This is a genomic window from Lysinibacillus sp. BSL11 (genome assembly GCF_052928325.1).
In genome coordinates this window covers 18212-37420 of sequence record NZ_JAVGCX010000024.1, presented here as the reverse complement: position 1 = coordinate 37420, position 19209 = coordinate 18212, and the positions used below count along the sequence as shown (strand labels likewise).

Annotated in this window: 18 protein-coding genes; 9 read left to right on the top strand and 9 right to left on the bottom strand. The window is 36.5% G+C overall.

Annotated features, from left to right (window positions below):
- Positions 1-87 precede the first annotated feature (87 nt).
- Positions 88-999 (top strand): TetR/AcrR family transcriptional regulator, encoded by a 912-nt coding sequence (locus RCJ95_RS22025; RefSeq protein ID WP_009373341.1) that lies wholly within the window; start codon positions 88-90, stop codon positions 997-999.
- Positions 1000-1105: 106 nt separating this feature from the next.
- Here the strand turns inward: RCJ95_RS22025 and RCJ95_RS22020 are convergent, their stop codons facing one another.
- Positions 1106-2749 carry a sensor histidine kinase gene (locus RCJ95_RS22020; protein ID WP_202342935.1) on the bottom strand — a complete coding sequence of 548 codons (1644 nt, stop codon included), beginning with the start codon at positions 2747-2749 and terminating at the stop codon, positions 1106-1108.
- Positions 2746-3447 carry a response regulator transcription factor gene (locus RCJ95_RS22015; protein ID WP_221683371.1) on the bottom strand — a complete coding sequence of 234 codons (702 nt, stop codon included), beginning with the start codon at positions 3445-3447 and terminating at the stop codon, positions 2746-2748. Before RCJ95_RS22015 ends, RCJ95_RS22020 begins: the two co-directional genes overlap by 4 nt.
- A 103-nt stretch (positions 3448-3550) precedes the next feature.
- Between RCJ95_RS22015 and RCJ95_RS22010 the strand changes: the two genes are divergently transcribed.
- The 3 genes from RCJ95_RS22010 (at position 3551) to RCJ95_RS22000 (ending at position 5873) form a co-directional block, all read left to right on the top strand.
- Positions 3551-4696, top strand: a complete 1146-nt coding sequence (locus RCJ95_RS22010) for a DUF418 domain-containing protein (protein WP_221683370.1) — start codon at positions 3551-3553, stop codon at positions 4694-4696.
- Positions 4697-4903: 207 nt separating this feature from the next.
- Positions 4904-5458, top strand: a complete 555-nt coding sequence (locus RCJ95_RS22005) for an SLOG family protein (RefSeq protein ID WP_221683369.1) — start codon at positions 4904-4906, stop codon at positions 5456-5458.
- Between the two features lie 100 nt (positions 5459-5558).
- On the top strand, positions 5559-5873 hold the full coding sequence (locus RCJ95_RS22000; RefSeq protein WP_004227712.1) for a hypothetical protein: 315 nt from the start codon (positions 5559-5561) through the stop codon (positions 5871-5873).
- Between the two features lie 41 nt (positions 5874-5914).
- Here RCJ95_RS22000 and RCJ95_RS21995 read toward each other — a convergent pair whose 3' ends face one another.
- The 3 genes from RCJ95_RS21995 to RCJ95_RS21985 all read right to left on the bottom strand — a co-directional run bounded on the left by RCJ95_RS21995 (position 5915) and on the right by RCJ95_RS21985 (position 9563).
- Complete coding sequence (locus tag RCJ95_RS21995; protein ID WP_004227708.1) at positions 5915-7309, bottom strand: L-cystine transporter; 1395 nt, start codon at positions 7307-7309, stop codon at positions 5915-5917.
- Positions 7310-7753: 444 nt separating this feature from the next.
- Positions 7754-8704 (bottom strand): GGDEF domain-containing protein, encoded by a 951-nt coding sequence (locus RCJ95_RS21990; RefSeq protein WP_312130876.1) that lies wholly within the window; start codon positions 8702-8704, stop codon positions 7754-7756.
- Positions 8682-9563, bottom strand: a complete 882-nt coding sequence (locus tag RCJ95_RS21985; protein ID WP_004227704.1) for an EAL domain-containing protein — start codon at positions 9561-9563, stop codon at positions 8682-8684. Before RCJ95_RS21985 ends, RCJ95_RS21990 begins: the two co-directional genes overlap by 23 nt.
- A gap of 296 nt (positions 9564-9859) precedes the next feature.
- On the opposite strand from RCJ95_RS21985, the gene RCJ95_RS21980 reads away from it, so the two are divergent.
- The 4 genes from RCJ95_RS21980 (at position 9860) to RCJ95_RS21965 (ending at position 13775) form a co-directional block, all read left to right on the top strand.
- Positions 9860-10045 carry a hypothetical protein gene (locus tag RCJ95_RS21980; protein ID WP_009373346.1) on the top strand — a complete coding sequence of 62 codons (186 nt, stop codon included), beginning with the start codon at positions 9860-9862 and terminating at the stop codon, positions 10043-10045.
- On the top strand, positions 10035-11453 hold the full coding sequence (locus tag RCJ95_RS21975; protein WP_337976377.1) for an amidase: 1419 nt from the start codon (positions 10035-10037) through the stop codon (positions 11451-11453). Before RCJ95_RS21980 ends, RCJ95_RS21975 begins: the two co-directional genes overlap by 11 nt.
- Positions 11454-11614: 161 nt before the next feature.
- Positions 11615-12775, top strand: a complete 1161-nt coding sequence (locus RCJ95_RS21970; RefSeq protein WP_337976378.1) for a PucR family transcriptional regulator — start codon at positions 11615-11617, stop codon at positions 12773-12775.
- 103 nt (positions 12776-12878) lie between these two features.
- Positions 12879-13775 carry a DMT family transporter gene (locus tag RCJ95_RS21965; RefSeq protein ID WP_337976379.1) on the top strand — a complete coding sequence of 299 codons (897 nt, stop codon included), beginning with the start codon at positions 12879-12881 and terminating at the stop codon, positions 13773-13775.
- 33 nt (positions 13776-13808) lie between these two features.
- Here RCJ95_RS21965 and RCJ95_RS21960 read toward each other — a convergent pair whose 3' ends face one another.
- Positions 13809-14378 (bottom strand): YitT family protein, encoded by a 570-nt coding sequence (locus tag RCJ95_RS21960; RefSeq protein ID WP_257521002.1) that lies wholly within the window; start codon positions 14376-14378, stop codon positions 13809-13811.
- Positions 14379-14559: 181 nt separating this feature from the next.
- On the opposite strand from RCJ95_RS21960, the gene RCJ95_RS21955 reads away from it, so the two are divergent.
- Positions 14560-15849, top strand: a complete 1290-nt coding sequence (locus tag RCJ95_RS21955) for a DUF2252 domain-containing protein (RefSeq protein ID WP_221683360.1) — start codon at positions 14560-14562, stop codon at positions 15847-15849.
- A gap of 567 nt (positions 15850-16416) precedes the next feature.
- On the opposite strand, the gene RCJ95_RS21950 is transcribed toward RCJ95_RS21955, so the two are convergent.
- From RCJ95_RS21950 to RCJ95_RS21940, 3 genes are all read right to left on the bottom strand, one after another.
- Positions 16417-16938: a DUF2179 domain-containing protein gene (locus RCJ95_RS21950; RefSeq protein WP_202342928.1), complete on the bottom strand. Its 522-nt coding sequence runs from the start codon at positions 16936-16938 to the stop codon at positions 16417-16419.
- Between the two features lie 308 nt (positions 16939-17246).
- Complete coding sequence (locus tag RCJ95_RS21945) at positions 17247-18545, bottom strand: nucleobase:cation symporter-2 family protein (RefSeq protein WP_257521000.1); 1299 nt, start codon at positions 18543-18545, stop codon at positions 17247-17249.
- Entirely contained in the window at positions 18545-19129 is a 585-nt protein-coding gene (locus RCJ95_RS21940; RefSeq protein WP_221683358.1) for a xanthine phosphoribosyltransferase, read from the bottom strand. Before RCJ95_RS21940 ends, RCJ95_RS21945 begins: the two co-directional genes overlap by 1 nt.
- Positions 19130-19209 lie beyond the last annotated feature (80 nt).

The following is a 19209-nucleotide window of genomic DNA, read 5'->3' as shown; positions in this document are numbered from 1 at the left end:
CAAATAAGTTTATATTTTTTATAAACGTTGATATATAAGCGTTTCAAGTGTAGAATAAGAGTATAATATTATAAAAAAGGTGAGGTTATGAACAAAAGAAAAAGACAAATTATAACAGCAGCACGTGAACTTTTTATTGAAAAAGGCTTTCTAGATACATCGATTAATGACATCATCAATGCAGCTAAAATCTCTAAAGGTACATTTTATAATCATTTTACTTCGAAAAATGAATGCTTAATCGCCATTTTAGATGAAGGTCGTGAAGAAGCTAGTAATCGTCGCCATGAGCTCATTTATGGCAAAGACCCTACAGATTTAGAGGTATTGACGCAGCAAGTCGCTGTTCTCATGTATGTCAATCGTGAACATAATTTAGTACAGATATTCGAATCCATCTTCCAATCAAGAGATAAAGAACTAAAAAAAATTATTATTAATTACCATTTACAAGAACTAGAATGGCTCGCCAATCGTCTAGTACAAGTCTTTGGAGAAGAGATTAGCCCTATTAGCTATGAATGTGCAGTTCAAACACTTGGAATGATTAACCTCACTCTACGCGCTGTCTTTATTGCCGATTATAAATATATCAATCGAGAAGCTATTGTACGTGTAGCATTGCGCAATATTAGCGTAATTATACCCACTATGCTTGAGTCGAAAGAGATTATCGTAAGTGTTGAAATGATTAATACCATTCAAAATGTCGTGAACTATAAAACCGTTACAAAAGAAATGGTTATTGAACAACTACAAGGATTTACAAAGGGATTATCAAATAATGAAACAATGGAAGGTTTGGAGTATGCACAATTCTTATTAGAAGAATTGCAGAAAGAAAAACCAAAGCTTTTTATCATCGAATCACTTCTAACACCTTTTCGTAAGGCTTTCGTCGGCACTGAACATATCGCAGAAGCCCGTGACATCGCCAATAACTTATGGCGTTACGTAAAAATTGAACAGCCCGCTGAACGCTGTACGAAAAATAAATAAAAAACGAGGTATCAAATGAATACTTTGATACCTCTTTACTCTGTTGAATGAAATTAAGTTCTATGACAGACTTTTGTCTAGTATTAAGAAAACACAGTGATTCACCTTAATGACATTGAAATTTTAGCACAAAGATTGTCCCATTTTGACCTGAACGAACACTAATTGTGCCATTGTGTAAATCAATGAGCTGCTTCGTAATGGCTAGTCCTAGCCCTGTTCCTGTAATATCGTCTGTTGTATTCGTACCTCGATAATAGCGTTCGAATAGATTATCGAGCTCCTCCTGAGGAATACCTGGTCCTTGATCAGCAATGGTAAGCATCACTTCTTTACCAGTATGTTGTGCTTCCACAATTACCTTCGTTCCTTCAGGTGTATATTTTTTCGCGTTAGTAATTAAATTATCCATTATTCGCTTGAGTAAAAGCTCATCTGCTTGTAACAACACATCACCATACACCTTCACACACACCTGTTCGTCTGCAAATTGTGGTAGCCATGTTGCTAGCGGCAGTACCACTTTATCTAGCTGTATGGCTTTATTTTTTAATTGATACGTATACGTCAAATCCTGAATCAGTGCGTCCATATAGGTTGCCTTTTCCTGCATGGTTGTTGCAAAAATACGCATCTCTTCCTTTGTCCACTCATAATCCTCCGATGCCAGCATCGTTGAATAGCCGTAAATTGAGCTTAACGGGGTCTTTAAATCATGCGATAAACCTGTTATCCACTCCTCCCGTAATTGCTCTGCATGCTTGATTTGCCTTTCATTTGAATCAAGTCGCTCCGATAAGTGATTGAGTGACTCTTCTACAGGTTGGAACAGTTTAAATTTTCTTTTCAACTTCCCTGTCTTTTTATGATGGATTTTTTTGTCACTAATCTCTCTGTAATCGAATTGGGTAAGTCGCTCAATGCGCGATATCACATAGACAAGTGGTCGCACGAATTGACGTGAAATACTAATAGATAAGAAAATAACACCCAACAGCAAAATAACATGTCCCCCAAAGAAGATAGAAACAAACAGTACCATTGCCTTATTAAAAGGCTCTTCAAATGGCTTATACGATGGATTAGGCATTCTTACAACAAATGTCCTATCGTTGGCTAATGTTGTACTTTGCTTTAACTCCGCATGCTCGAAAATATCGTATTTTTCCTCTAGTAATTGTGGCTTATTTAGCTTCTCATAACGTTCGCCTATGACCTCAATCCGATTCCATTGCTCGTCATAAATTTCAACACTAGCTTTATTTTCTTTTAGACGTTGCCGTGTTACAGCTGAAATGTCCCCTGTTGCTGTCCAGTTTTCAAGTGCCTCCTCAAAAAGTGGTTGCACAGGAGTAGTCGGAAGAAATAATAAGTAGTAATTCGGCAATTCCCATGTATGCATGCCTGGTTGCTGCAATGCCAATATTTCACTATCTGACTTTCCACATAGGCCACAGGTATCTCCTGTATAATCAACAATCGTCATGGTTGGATCAAATAAATACAGCTGTCCAACATTTTCTTCAGCTCTCTTCACTAAATAATCAGCAATTTTAACTGTCTTTCCTTTCTCTACAACTGCATCATCTTCGATTTCAAAGGAGCTCATCACATGAATGTTGTCACCCACACGGTCATTGATAAAAATGGCAAAAAACACCAAGCTTATAATAAAACCTGAAATGATCAATAGATAGAATATGATGAAATACGAAACAAAACGGAGTGTTAATTTTCCAGCTGGCTTCATGAAGAAATGTCCCCAACAAGCTTATAGCCAATGCCTCTGACAGTAATAATGCATGTCGGCTTTCCAGGATTTTTTTCTATTTTTTCTCGCAGCTTTCTTATATGTACCATCACTGTATTATCATCAAATAAGCAATCACCCCATACACGTTCGTATATTTGCTCTTTTGATAACACTTGCCCTGCATTGTCACATAAATATTTTAATAAATGAAACAACCGACCACTGATTATTTCCTTTACACCATCTACCTCGATTTCTGCTGCATCACTGTCAAATGTAAAACGTCTGCAAGTAAATATGTGATTTTCTGGTACACTTTTTTTCTTCATATAACGGACTAGCTGCACTTTTACTCTTGCTACAAGCTCTAAGGGGTTAAACGGTTTTGTAATATAATCATCTGCACCATTCATAAAACCACGAAGCTTATCTGCATCACTACTTTTTGCGGTTAAATAAAAAATAGGGGCATCACTTTTTTCTCGAATACTATTCGCCATATCCAGCCCACTTCCATCTGGTAGCATGATATCTAATAGATAAAAGTCAAATGTTTTAGTATTCATTTCTTCTTTTGCTTCTTCAATTGTATTACATAAGGTAATATTGTTAATTCCTTCTTTTCTTAAAATGATTTCAATCATTTCAGCAATGGCACGTTCATCCTCTAACACTAAAATTGATGCTTCCTGCATTTCCTCACCTACTTTTAAGATTACTTTAAGGTAGTCATTATTTCACCATAAGCTTCCCTATTTATTATATGTATAAGATAACCAATTAAGGAGATAAAACGCAATGACAACTAATCGTGTTACTTTCATTGATACAATGCGTGGATTTAGTTTATTTGGCATCTTAATGGCAAATTTGCTAATCTTCCAATTCGGGATGTATGGCAAAGATGAATTAAAAAATCTTTCTACCTTAGATAACGGGGCTTTATATTTTGTAAAAGTTGTGATTGAAGGCTCATTTATGCCCATCTTCACTATTTTATTCGGCTTCTCACTTATTAAATTAATTGAATCCATCCGCAGAAAAAAGAATAAAAGCCGCTGGTCTATTTTACGTCGTGCAACAGGATTAATTGCCCTTGGCTTATTACATTCTATTTTATTGTGGGAAGGCGATATTCTATTTTCTTATGGCTGTATGATGTTATTTTTAATCCCATTTATTAATCGTAAACCAAAAACTTTATTTATTTGGGCTGGCATCCTATTTGTATTAACTACGGCGTTAACATACGGCTCTATGGAAACATCTAAAAAAGAACAAAAAGAGATAGAGACATACATCGAGCAAGCGGATGATGTTTACGCTAACGGAAGCTACTTAGAAATTTTTGATTTTAGAGCTAATGCTGAAGTACCAGGAATGGAGGATTCTTCATTTATTTTCATTATATTAATTTTTGCACCTATGTTCTACGCACCACTATTCCTGTTTGGGATGGCGCTCGCTAAAAAGCAAGCCTTCGTGGAGATGAACAAGGAAATGAAATGGTATAAGCTAGGTGCTCTTCTTGTACCCATAGGACTCGTATGTAAAAGTGTAAGTTTTATAGAAAGTAAAAGTGCATTTTCTTCTATCTTATTAATGGGCGGCTCCCAGTTATTAGCGATTGGCTATGTTTGCCTCGCAGCATACATTTATAACACCCGTCCAGTTCAACTACTAGCTCCTGCATTTGAGAGCGTTGGCAAACTATCACTAACCAATTATTTACTACAAACCATCATTTGTACAACTGTTTTTTATGGCTATGGCCTTGGCTTATATGGCAAATTAGGAGTCTTTGGCGGAATCCTTTTTGGAATCATTGTTTATAGCTTGCAATGTGTTTTCAGCCTTGCCTATTTAAAGAAATTTAAACGTGGTCCATTTGAAACAATCTTACGAATATGGACAAATTGGTCTTGGACTGGGCAAGTAAAGTAACACCCCTCAAACAAGCAAATTAGAAAGGAATATTTTTTATGAATAGTGACACAAAAGAAGACTTTACAGACTCATGGTGGTTTTTAGGCATTTGTGCAGCTGTAGCAGTAATTTTAACACTATTTGCCTTTTCATAGACAACATCGATTTCATTTGCCCCCTTGCTGTATACTAGTATTACAACTATACAGCTTAGGGGGTATTTTGGTGTTACAGCGTATTATGATTACTGGCTATAAACCACATGAGCTTGGTATCTTTAATGATAAACATCCCGGTATTGTCATCATAAAGAAAGCACTGGAAGCTCGCCTACGTACACTGCTTGATGAAGGACTCGAATGGGTTATTATCAGCGGTCAGCAGGGCGTAGAAACTTGGAGTACTGAAGTCATTTTAATGTTAAAAAAAGAATTTCCTCATTTAAAATACGCCGTGATTACACCCTTTTTAGAGCAAGAGAAAAATTGGCAAGATCATAAAAAAGAAAAGTATCAGGCATTAATTGCCCAAGCTGATTTTGTCACAAGCGTGACCAAAAAACCGTATGAAGCTCCTTGGCAATTTATTGAGAAGGACAAATTTATTATCCAAAATACAGATGGACTCTTATTAGTTTATGATGAAGAAAATGAAGGTTCACCGAAATATATCAAACGACTTGCAGAAAAATATATGGAGTCCCATGATTATAATCTTTTAACAGTAACTGCCTATGACTTACAACTAATAGCTGAAGAAATTCAACAGCAAAACTGGTAGAAAAATATTGATATAATTTTCTGACAATTATATACTAGAAGTAATAAAAGCTGATTGTTCTTATGGTTTTTACCTATAATTTGAAAGGAGCTGTCATCATTTGAATAAACATATTGAAATGATTCTTGAAGCTTCTCCCGTAAATGTGTCACATGATACGTATCGTAGAGAATGTCGGTATACACGGGGAATTCATATTGAAGAACAAGAATTTCTTGCTATTTTAAATTCAATGAGTCATGATTCACGCTTATATTTTGATTTCCATAATCCACGTAAAGAAATTAAAAAGGGAACCTATTTGAATGGACACTCCGGTTTAGCCTACAATATTTATGATTACTATAAACAAAATTATAATATTGAGATATCTGAATTAATCAATGGTAAGGATTTTTATGTGAAAATCGTATAAAGCTGAAGCCCCGTTAAAATTTTAACGGGGCTTCTTCGATCTTATAGGTCTGCTACTTGAGCACCTAATTCTTTATTATTATACATTTCTGTATCTAATTCTTTAGTAATACGCGCTGTTGTAACACCAGCAGTCATTGAACCACTTACATTTAACGCTGTACGACCCATATCAATTAAAGGCTCAACAGAGATTAATACACCTGCTAGAGCAATTGGTAAATCAAGTGCTGATAATACAAGGATAGCTGCAAATGTTGCACCACCCCCAACACCTGCTACACCAAACGAGCTAACCGCTACTACTGCGATAACTGTAATAATAAACACAGGGTCAAGTGGATTAATGCCGACTGTTGGTGCAATCATAATGGCTAACATCGCAGGATACACACCTGCACAACCATTTTGCCCGATTGATAATCCGAATGAGCCTGAGAAGTTTGCAATCCCCTCAGATACCCCAAGGCGACCTGTTTGCGTTTTAATATTCATCGGTAAAGTACCGGCACTAGAACGTGATGTAAAGGCGAATAATAATGTTTCTGCCGATTTTTTCAAATACGTAAATGGATTTAAACCACTTAATGTAATGATTAATAAGTGTACGATTAAAACAATAAATAGTGCTACATAAGAAGCAATGACAAACTTACCTAAATTGTAGATCGCTCCAAAATCAGATGTTGCGACAGTACGAGCCATAATCGCTAGAATTCCGTATGGCGTTAAGCGTAATACAATTGTTACAACACCCATTACAAGGGCATAGATGGCATCTAAGCCTTTTTTAATTGTAGCTGCAGTTCCCTCATCTTTACGCGCCACACGTAAATAAGCAAAACCTAGGAATGCTGAGAAAATTACAACCGCAATCGTTGAAGTAGAACGAGCACCAGTTAAATCAAGGAACGGATTTGCTGGGAATAACTCAATAATTTGTGTTGGTAAATCAGGAGCTGCTAAGCCCGTTGTTTTTTCTTCAAGGTATTGGCCACGTGCAGTTTCAGCATCACCTTGTAAAATTTGTGTTGCATCTAAATCAAAGACTGTTGCAGAAAGAATACCTACAGCTGCCGAAACGGCTGTTGTACCGATTAAAATGGCTAAAATAAGTGCTGCCATTTTTCCGAAATTTTTACCAATCTTCATTTTAGTAAATGCAATTAAAATGGAGATAAATACTAATGGCATTGCTACCATTTGCAGCAGTTTCACATACCCAGTACCGATAATATTGTACCAAGATGTTGTTTTGGCTAATACTTCAGAATCGAGACCATAAATAAAATGAAGTCCAAGACCAAGTACAATCCCTAAGCCTAAACCGGCAAAAACACGATTAGAAAACTTCACGTGCTTTTTATTCATAACATATAAAATTCCAACGAACACAAGTAACACTGCTACGTTAAGAATGATTTGTAAATTCGACAATGGAATGCCTCCTAAGATGTTTTATAATAATGTAATCGAATTATATACCCATAATCCCTATAATTCAAGTATGTTTTATTAAGATTAATAAATTCCTATAACAAAATGCTTTCTTGCTAAGGATTATACCCCGAAAAATGGCGTAACAATCATCCTCTGGCAATGGATTAATCATGGAAAAGATCTTAAAAAATGTTTGTAAATGTATAGCTAGTTTAATCACTGCCACTACATTTGGTGACAAATGAGTAACTGCCCCTATACTGTTAGTTTTTAACAGTGTAGGGGCAGCCTTTTAAGCATTTTTCTAAAATTTAGGCTTTTTCTAAGCAAGTGACAGGTTGCCAAATGTGTAGTCTTCTTGAATCCATCTAAGCCTCTTGTAACCAAATTTTAATTTTTCATATATTTTACATATTAGTTCCACAAATCTAGCATAATTTGCTAATGAACAAAATAGTTCTGTTGTTTATTAATGAGGTAACAACTACCAGCGATTTTTTTACACTGTTTTTTCACATGTGTTACCGCATTGGATAATTGTTCGACAGAGTCAAAATACTGATATTCATTCGTAATTATGGCAATGGATAAGGAGGTACATGTTAAAGGTTCCAATTCGCCTGATCTACTAGCTACCTGAACATATGCTAAATCCTCTAACTCGTAAAAACTAAGTATGTTGGCATCAAAGTCATCAATAATCTTTTGACACATCTTTTCTACCTCGTAATACGGCAGAATAGCTACAAAATCATCTCCACCAATATGTCCTAAAAAATCTTCTACGCCGCAGATATGTCTTTTTAGTATTTCTGTTAAATACCGTAAAATTTTATCACCTTTATTAAAGCCATATGTGTCATTGTAGGATTTAAAGTGATCTAAATCAAAATAGATTAAACTATATTGCGATAGCTGTAATGCTTCCTCTAATTTGTCATCGATTAATTTATTGCCAGGAAGACTACTTAATGGATTCAGGAAGCTTGCAATGGCTACTTGTGTATCAACAAGCTTTAACAATAACTCTCGAATACTAACCATGCCATAATAAAGATTGTTTTTCGTGACGATGACATCATCATATAAATCCTCAGGAGGTCTAGCCATAGCTAATGTACTAACCTCTGTGATTGGTGTATTACGATCAACGATTAAAGGATTTTTCTTGATCATCAGCTGATTTTGACGTTCCATTAATAAATGATAGCCATACCGAGTACCGATTTTTTGATAGAAATGTGTGCGTGTAATATGGCCAATTGGTTTTTCATCACGCACAACAACAACGCTACGCAACGATGGATTACTTGTAAAAAGTACATCTACTTCTTTATTTTTCACAAATTCATCAATACATGGAACTTTCTCAATGACTTCCCCTATCTTCATGGTCACCCACCCTTATTTTCCCCATATATATTTCCTTTGCAGGCTTTCCTATCGCATACCCCTGTGCATAATGAATGCCAATACGATGGAGATAATCAAGCTCCTCTTGTCGTTCAATCCCTTCAGCGATGATTTTAGTATTGGCTTGTTCTGCATATTTCATTAACAATGTGACGAGCTGCTGTTGTTCATTATTTTGGTCTATGAATTGAATTAATGAACGGTCTAGCTTAATAAATTCTGGCTTTAAATAGATGAGCGTTTTTAAACTATTATAGCCCGATCCCACATCATCTACGGCAATGCGATAGCCCTGTGATCGATAATGCGATAATACACGTTCAAACTCCATAAAATCTATTACCGCACTCCGCTCAGTCAGTTCAAAAACCACTTGCTGAGGCTTAATACCAAGCTCCTTCAATAATTGTAACGTTTCGCCACTGTGATATTTTTTATCTAATAAAACATTCGGATGTATATTAAGGAACACTAAAAAGTTTTTATTCACCAAGTCTTTGTGTAAACGTTCCTTGAAACGTTGCAAGGAAAGATTTCTACAAAAACATTCAAATAAAAAAACACAATCTGTTTGTCCTACAAACTCATAAAACTGATCCACACTGTTAAATAATGTTGAGGGTAATGGTCGATTTAATGCTTCAAATCCTATTGTTTGCTTTGACTGTAAATCTACAATAGGTTGAAAGTATGTATGTAAATCGTTATGCTGAATAATTTGTTTCAATGCCTTTAAACGTTTCATATATAACGAACTGCTTTGATGCTGCCCATATAAATATTTAAAAAAAGAAAATATATTACTTGTTTTTATACTTTGTCCCACTGCAGACTCCATTCTTGCACCTCTTCAATTTGGTTATTATGGTTCATTGTACGCTTTGATTGTAAATAGACTGTGAATCGAATGTAAAAAGAGCCAGTTCTAGCAATAGGTTTTAACAAAACTCTTTCCTAGTCAATATTTCTTAATATTAAGACAATTACAAATAATTTATTTGATATAAAATAACATTAGTGTATGATTGTAATAATAGGTTTATATTACCTATTATATTTTTTTGTGTTTTTACTGTATCGGTCTTAATAGGGAAACCTATTTAGATAAAAATTATTCAAGGGAGGATCCTGTTAATGAGCTTGTCTATTCAACAGTTATTGGAGAACAAAGGAATTACACCGAAACCTGAACACCTTGAACTATTAAAAACACGCTGGGAAGGTATGCAGTCACTTCGCAGCAATTTAGAAGGTATTGCGATTGATGATGCGGACATCGCTGTACGTAGTATTCCTGGAGGTGATCACATTGACAACTGATTTACATTTAAAATCTGTTGAAGAATTGGCACCTTTACTTGCATCAAAGACGCTATCTCCCGTGGAATTAACGAAGGCTATTTTAGATTTTGCTGAGGAAAGTCAGCCTAAAATCAATTCCTATATGGCTTTTTATCGGGAAGAAGCTTTAGCAAGGGCAAAAGAAGTTGAACAGGAGATTCTCCAAGGCCATTATAAGGGTATGTATCATGGAATACCTATGGCCTTAAAGGACAACTTGTATTTTAAAGATAAAATAACAACGATGTCCTCAAAAATTCATAAGGACTTCGTTTCTGATTATGATGCGACAGTAGTTGAAAAGCTTCGTGACGCTGGTGTTATTTTCACTGGAAAATTAAGCATGCATGAATATGCTTGGGGAATTACCAATAACAACCCTCATTACGGCCCTGTCCGTAACCCATGGGATTTAGATAAAATTCCTGGTGGTTCAAGTGGAGGCTCTGGTGCGGCTGTTGCAGCTGGAGCAAGTGTTGCTTCACTAGGGACAGATACAGCAGGCTCTATTCGAATTCCATCCTCTGCTTGCGGCATTGTAGGTTTAAAACCTACACACGGTCGTGTAAGTAAATACGGCTGCTACCCGCTAGCATGGAGCTTAGACCATATTGGCCCGATGACAAAGACCGTTAAGGATGCAGCGGGCTTGCTCGAAGTTATCGCTGGTTTTGATCATCGAGACCCTACCTGCATTGATATTCCAATAGACAACTATGAGAAGCAGCTTACTGGCAATATCAAGGATCTAGTGATTGGTATCAATGAAGAGTACTTCTTTAATAATGTTGATATTGATGTAGAGAAGGCTGTTAGAGCAAGTATTCAAAGCTTAGTGGATCAAGGCGCTAAAGTGGAAGTGGTGCGTATTCCTTCCCTACAATATGCAGAATGGGCAGAGCTTGTGACGTCTCTTTCAGAGGCAGCAGCTATACACCATTCAGATTTACAAAAGAGACCACAAGACTTTGGTGACGATATTCGTCTGCTATTTGAGCTTGGTGAATTGCCTTCTGCAGTCGATTACTTGCAGGCTCAGCAGGTACGTCGTCAAATAAAGCAGGAGTTTACAGAGATTTTTAATAAGGTAGATGTGCTCATTTCCCCTACCCTACCTGTTGTAGCTAGTACTATTGGGGATGATTTTGCAGAGTTAAACGGTCAAAAAGTAGATTTAATTGATAATATTATCCGCTTTACAGGCCCTAGTAACTTAACAGGCTTACCTGCCCTCTCAGTTCCTTGTGGCTTTAAAGGAAACTTACCAATAGGTCTACAAATTATTGGATCAGCCTTTAAAGAAGGACGCATTTTAAATGTAGGCTATGCTGTTGAGCAAGCAAATCCACAGAGAACTAGAAAACCAAATATTTTTGTTAATATCTAGACGTTAAGCACTGGAAATCTGCTCAATTCACGGTATACCGCTGAATGAGCAGATTTTTTTGCGGGAGAAACCTGCTAGCATTTATAAAAATGGTTTTTTATGTACAAGTAATTTTATAATAGAAGCAAGAAGCTTACTACAGGAAAGGCAATGATCCACACATGAATGTAGAGAAATTTTTACAACTACCTATTACAAAAGACTTCACTGTTATTGCTGGTCACAACGGCTTACATAAAGCTGTTCAAAATGTAGAAATATTAGACTTTGAATTTTCACCTGACATCCACCATGTCAGAGATACCATCTTTACCCCCAACAGTGTTGTGTTAAGTAGTTTATTATTTGCTAAACAAAAGCCTGAGTATTTATTCAATGCTGTTAAAAATCTAATTGAGCTTGGGGCGAGTGCTTTAGCTTATAAGCCTGTTATTTTTAAGGAATTACCGAAAGAAGTTTTGTCGTATGCAGAGCAGCATAATTTCCCTATATTACGCTTTGGTGGAGATGAGTTTTTTGAGAAAATCATTTTAGAAACAATGGCTTACGCTAAGACACAGGATTATTCCTATTTTATCGAAACGATTTTACGAAGGCTAATGGAGGAAGATGTGACACAGGAGCAAATTAAATCCATTTTACAACAGCTCAATAAGCCCTTTGAAAAATATGTATTTATAGCAAATTTACGAGCTGATGACAAAATCCATCAGAGCTGGATGCGGCCCTTTTACTCGTTGGAGCCGCTATTAAAATCGGGTATGATTTGTTCTTATAAAAAAAGTCTATTTGTCATCATGACACATCCATCTCAGCAATTCCAATTTGAAAGGGTTTTACATGAATGGCTAGCATTATACGCCATACCCACTGATACCATCACTTTCGGCTATAGCAGTTGTAATGATACCCAGACTGGATTCCCAATGGCATTACGCGAAGCTTTTTTTGCCAATATTTTTGCTGAAATCGATACGCTCCCTAGCTGTCATTATAAGAATCTCGCGTCCGATTGTTTATTAATCGAGTTATACCGTAAAGATACAACATTCGCTATGGACTTTGTTACCTCCTTTTTAGCACCTCTACTTGATGATAAGGCTGATCCAGACTTAATGGAAACCGCCATAACCTACATCATTAAAAAAGGAAATATTAAGGAAGTTGCTGTAGCACAATTCTGTCATCCAAATACAATTCGCTATCGTATGGCTAAAATACGTCAGCTAGTAGCACCCATAGATAATGATTATGTTTTTTATGAACGCCTAGCTGCAGCCGTTAAATTGTACTTATTACATAGCAAAATGAACAATGACTAATCGCTTTGGAATAAGTACAAAAAAACGCCTGAATATTTAGAAATAAAATCAAATTCTATTCTTCTCTCTTATGCTATTCTATTGAAGTTAGGAGGAAGAAAACATGAAAACTTACATAGCTGATGGCATGTTACTAGTTACTGCAATCGTGTGGGGCAGTGGATTTGTTGTAACGGCCATTGCTCTAGAATATTTAACAGCTTATCAAGTAATGGCTGGCAGATTTTTATTAGCTTCAATCATATTAACCGTTTTATTTGGCGCCCGATTAAAAAAGGCTTCGAAATCAGTAATTTGGAAGGGAGCTTTATTAGGTACGATTTTGTATATAGCGTTTGCCCTTCAAACAGTCGGACTGCAGTATACAACACCTTCTAAAAATGCCTTTTTAACCGCAGTAAATGTCATTATTGTTCCTTTAATAGCATATGCCGTTTATAAACGTCGTATCGATGGCTACGAAATCATTGGTTCGATAATGGCGATTGTGGGCATTGGCTTTTTATCATTACAAGGCTCCTTGACAATGAATATAGGTGATGCCCTATCATTAGCTTGTGCTGTTGCTTTTGCCTTTGATATCTTTTGTACTAACCTTTTTGTTCAAAAGGAAGATGCCATTGCTCTAACTATTATTCAGTTTCTCACAGCTTCCTTTATAGGTGTTCTAGTTGTCATTAGCCAAGGTGAAATTCCTACGTCACTTGAAAAAGAGGCAATTTACTCTCTTGTTTATTTAGGGATTTTTTCTACGACCATAGCTTATCTTTTCCAGAATGTGGCCAATCAATATACAACTGCCACAAAAGCTGCGATTATACTATCAACTGAATCTTTTTTCGGCATGGTTTTATCCGTTATCTTCTTGCATGAAATGCTAACAAGCCGTATGGTCGTTGGTGCCGTACTTATTTTACTAGCTATACTAATTGCCGAAGTGAAACCCGCACATCCAAAAAAGAAGCTAATGAAAGCACTCGATAATCAGACCCCCAAATAGTTTCAGTTTATACTGGAACTTTTTTTATGTTTATTAAACTCGACTAGTAATAATGCTTGTCGTAATCCCCACAACTAGCACTGTAATTATAGATAATAGCAAGGTCGAGGTGGATAGGAGGAAGCCGCCTATAACAATCACGATGGAATCAATAAAAAATATCAATACCCCAACATTGATACCCGTTTTATCACAGATAAATTGTGCTATCAAGTCAGTCCCCCCTGTGCTTGTCTGAAAACGCAGCATTAGACCAATACCAAAGCCTACAAGTATTCCTCCAAGAATGGCACTGTAGAGCGCATCAATTTGCACAAGATTGCGGACAGGCTTTAAAAAATCGATAATGAAGGAAGACGTTATTAAGCCATGTATACTATTGTAAAAATAGGTTTTATATTTAAACCACGCAATAATAAAAATCGGAATACTAATGATAATAATCATTAAACCTATTTGGAGCTTATATAAATAATGTAATATTAGCGCTAACCCTACTACTCCCCCATCTAAAATTTCATAGGGCGTTAAAAATAAGTTTATTCCTAACGACAATGAAATACTTCCTATTATAATGACAAGACTTTTTGTAAAGAAATACATACAACCCCCCTCCGTGTCTATGCATGTCTTATAGTATGAAAATAGGTTATTGAACATGTTATGAAATAACCTTAGATGACTAGCCATTTTTATCGAGTACATTTGCTAAATTTCTTCGAAACTTATTCAATTTATTTCCGTATATACAGATAAATTTTAAAATAACAAAGGGGATAATGATATGGAGCATGCTTTATTGGAACAAGTAAAACATACTAGAACTTTTTTAAGACAAGAACAATTGGAGACAATCTTTGAAGAGTTTGATGTTCAACGAATGCGTTTAACTGAGGTACAGCGCTTGGAGAAATACCGTAAAATGCTTGAAAGTCCATTTCGCTTTTTCCGCGGAAGTGCCTATCTCTTTTATTTTGATATGACAAAATCCGCTTCAATCTTCCATACTCCTGATAGAAAACCGACTTGGATTCAAGGTGACATGCATATGGATAACTTCGGTGCTTTTCAAAATGAAGCAGGCTCCATTGTTTTTGATGTCAATGATTTCGATGAGGGCTATGTTGGCTCTTATTTATACGATATTGTTAGAATGAGTGTTAGTATTGCGCTCTATTTAGAGGAACAAGGCTTACATAAGGTAACCCAAGAAACGGCTATTCAACATTTTCTTAACAGTTATATTGATCAGCTAAAACGATTTGAGCGTAAACAGGATGATCCTCTAACACTCATTTTTACAAAAGATAATACAAAGGGACCCGCAAAGAGGTTATTGAAAAAGCTTGAGAAACGCCAAAGGTCTTACTTCTTACAAGATATTACGTATCACAATGAAGATGGCGAACGTGCTTTCTTATGGAATGAAGAAATTCAACCAGTCACTGCTGAGGAATACAGTGCCATTTCAAACGCACTTTCTACTTATAAAATTAGGGACATAGCTTATAAGTATGGCTCTGGGACAGCTTCTATCGGTTTAAAACGTTACTATATTTTAGTGGAAGACGAAAAGGGTGCATCAGGAGTTGAAAATTTAGTGTTAGAAATGAAAGAAGTACGCACAGCCATCCCTGCCTACTTTCTTCCCTATCAGGATCTATTTTGGGATCACTATGAACACCAGGGAGCCCGTGTAGTCGGAACTCAAAAAGCCATGCACCATTTAGAGGACCCCCATTTAGCCTTTATCACGATGAATGGACAGGAATTTTATATTCGTGAACGTTCTCCTTATAAAAAGAAGATTAAGCCTAAAAACTATAAGGATATAGAGGATTACTTTACTACAACATCACTTATGGGGAAAATTGCTGCTAAAATACATGCCCGAGCTGATATCGATTATTCTCCTGTTTTTACCTATCACAGCGAGGAGGAGATTCTAAAAGCTATCGGCAAAGAACGGAATGTATTTATAGAACATACAATTTTACAAGCAATGAGCTACAAAGAAATCGTCTATACAGATTTTGACTTATTCAAAAATTGGGTTGAAACAAAATTTATGTAATATGTAAAAAAGATGGTGTCAACGGCAGAAAAAGCAACTTTGCAGGGTGAGGGGTTGATTTCCGTTCCGCCAGCGTCCTTTCCAGGGGGCGTCCGATGAGCCGCTTCACTCACTAGCGTTCGCTCCAGGGTCTCATCTGTGACGCTAATCCCCTAGGAGTGACGCTGGCTCCACTCCAATCAACCATGTGCAAAAGTGTCTTTTTCTTATCTTTCATACTAGCCGTAACGATCAAAATAGCCAATGATTTGTATAATTAGGTAGGCTCTTATTTTCAATGTGTAGTGACAACACCTCTTCATAAAGAGTAGTGAACACCTTCACTTTATTTGAAAACCTTTGCTAAAAAGTCAGTGGGTTGAAGTGGAAGGCTACTTGACTCCCGTGGGATAGCGAGATAGGCGAAGCCCTGCACGGAGCGGTAGCGGAGGAAGCGATTCGGCGCTCGCTCACAGGAAAGCAAGTAGCCTGCAACGGAAATCCATTTCTACCTTTCAATTGCCTGTTTTGTTTTTCAACACTAAAAAAGGACCTTCGCTTTTAGCGAGGGTCCTTTCATAGTGAATATTATTTTTGCTTAGCCTTCATACGAGCAAGTAAAAAGCCGCCTTTAAATGACTTAGGCTCATACGAGATAATAAACGCATTCGGTTCAAATTGCTCTACTATTTGAAAGAGCTCTCCTTCACGATTCCTCTTCGTTAAGATCTCATATTTATAGCGGTTACTATCTCGCCCTTCTCCTATATAAATCGTGACTGCAAACCCTTCGTTGCGAAGAAATTTCACAAGGTCTTCATTCTTATTTTGCGTATTAATGGTTGTATAAACATAGCCTATCGCTAGCTTTCGTTCTATTTTTGCTCCTAAAAATATACCTAATCCAAACCCAACTGCATAGACAACCATAGATAACATACTTTGCTTCCCACTGAAAACGAGTGAAAGGCCAAATACATACACCAACATCTCCAGCATCCCAAATATCGCAGCAAGGAACGTGATATTCTTTACTAAAAATATTGTTCGTAATGTTAAAAAAGGTACATATACTAATTGTAGGATTAAAATTAAAACAATACTTTGCATTTGTACTAGACCTTTCTGAGAGTAGTTTTATATAAGTATATGTTGAAAGAGAGAGTTACATGCGATTTCAACAACTCTATTTTAAATTCCCTTTTAGTTCTAATGTTAAACATCCCATATGACTATCTAGAGTTATGTTAAAGGAACAAATTTCAACTAAAGTTATTATCAATAGTTTAAAACATACAGTCCATAACGACAAAAAAGTGGCACCTCCTCAAATCTAAATCAATAGATAAAAGTAGGTGACACTATTCTTTTCATCAAAATATGTAGAATATTTTGATGAATGTTATTTAATTATCTTTTTATACTCCCCCATGCATCGGGTCTTTTTTATGCTTTGGCCCAATCATGTTGAATAAAATATTAAGGATAATCGCTGTTACAGAACCACAAACGATACCATTAGATGTTAAGATTGAAACGCTTGTTGGCAGTGCATCAAAAATGCCAGGAACCACTGATACACCGACGCCTAAACTTACTGCAATCGCAGCAATCATCGCATTTTCTGCTGACTCGTTCATAACTGGTACAAGCATACCCATACCTTGCGTAATGACCATACCGAACATCGCAAGCATCGCTGCCCCTAATACAGACGTTGGAATAATCGTTGTTAACGCTGCGATTTTTGGTAGGAAGCCAAGTGCTACAAGTAAGCCACCTGTGATGTAAATGACTTTACGGTCTTTTACACCTGACATACGCGTTAGTCCCACATTTTGTGAGAATGTTGTGTATGGGAAGGCATTGAAAATACCACCAATTACTGAAGCTAGACCTTCTGAACGATAGCCACGAGCCAAATCTTTTGAATCTAATTTTTTATTACAAATATCACTTAACGCAAAATAAACACCAGATGATTCTACTAAAGATACCATTGCTACAAGTGTCATGGTAATAATCGCCGTTACATCAAATGTTGGCATGCCAAAGTAGAAAGGTTGTACCATGTGAAATACATTAGCATCTGCAACTGGCGTGAAATCTACCTTGTCCATGAAGGCACCTAAAACGGTACCTACTACTAATCCTATCAGAATAGAAATAGCACGAACAAAGCCTGTAGAAAAGCGATAAACGACTAAAATGATAACCAATGTAATGAAGGCTAAGGCTACATTAGAAGCAGAAGCAAAATCCTCAGCACCTTGTCCACCTGCCATATTGTTTAATGCTACTGGTAATAAGGAAATACCGATAATTGAAACAACTGACCCTGTTACTACTGGTGGGAAGAATTTCACAAGCTTACCGAAGAAGCCCGCAATTATCATTACAATTACACCAGAGGCAATAATAGAACCATAAATGTCCGTAATACCCTGCTCTGGGTTTGTACCAATCGCAATAATTGGACTTACCGCTGTGAATGTACAGCCAAGTACTACAGGTAAGCCGATACCAATGAATTTACCTGAATAAACTTGTAAAAGTGTAGCAATCCCGCACATCATAATATCAATCGCTACTAAATACGTCATTTGTGTTGAATCGAAGCCAATTGCCCCACCGATAATCAATGGCACTAAAATGGCTCCAGCATACATTGCAAGTAAATGTTGAATCGCTAGCGCAGTCGATTTAAAGGTATTCATTACGCGCGAGCCTCCGTAGCAAATGTTACTTTGCCATCTTCAAGAGAATCTACAATTGCCAATGACTCAACGCGAACACCTTGCTCACGCAATAATTTTCCGCCATCTTGGAAGCCCTTTTCAATAACAATTCCAACTCCCACAACATTTGCACCCGCTTGTGCAGCAATATCAAGTAAGCCTTTGACAGCCTCACCATTGGCTAAGAAATCATCTACAATTAAAATATTGTCATCTTCGCTTAAGAAATTACGTGAGACTGAGATCTCATTTGTTTCATTTTTTGTGAATGAATGTACCTTTGATGAATAAAGGTTATCTGAAAGCGTTAATGATTTACGTTTACGAGCAAACACGACAGGCGCGCCAATTTCTAAGCCTAACATCACGGATGGGGCAATACCTGAAGATTCTATTGTTAAAATCTTTGTAATCACTTGATCAGAGAAACGATTTGCGAATTCATGACCAATTTCCTTCATTAGAATGGGATCAATTTGATGGTTTAAAAATGTATCAACCTTTAATACGGATGAAGATAATACTTTACCCTCTTGCATAATTTTGTCTTGTAATAACTTCATTTCTTTCATATCCTTCTTTCGTAAAAAATTATAAAAAAACGCTGAATACTTTGATTCCATTCTGCTACGAGTGGAGCAAA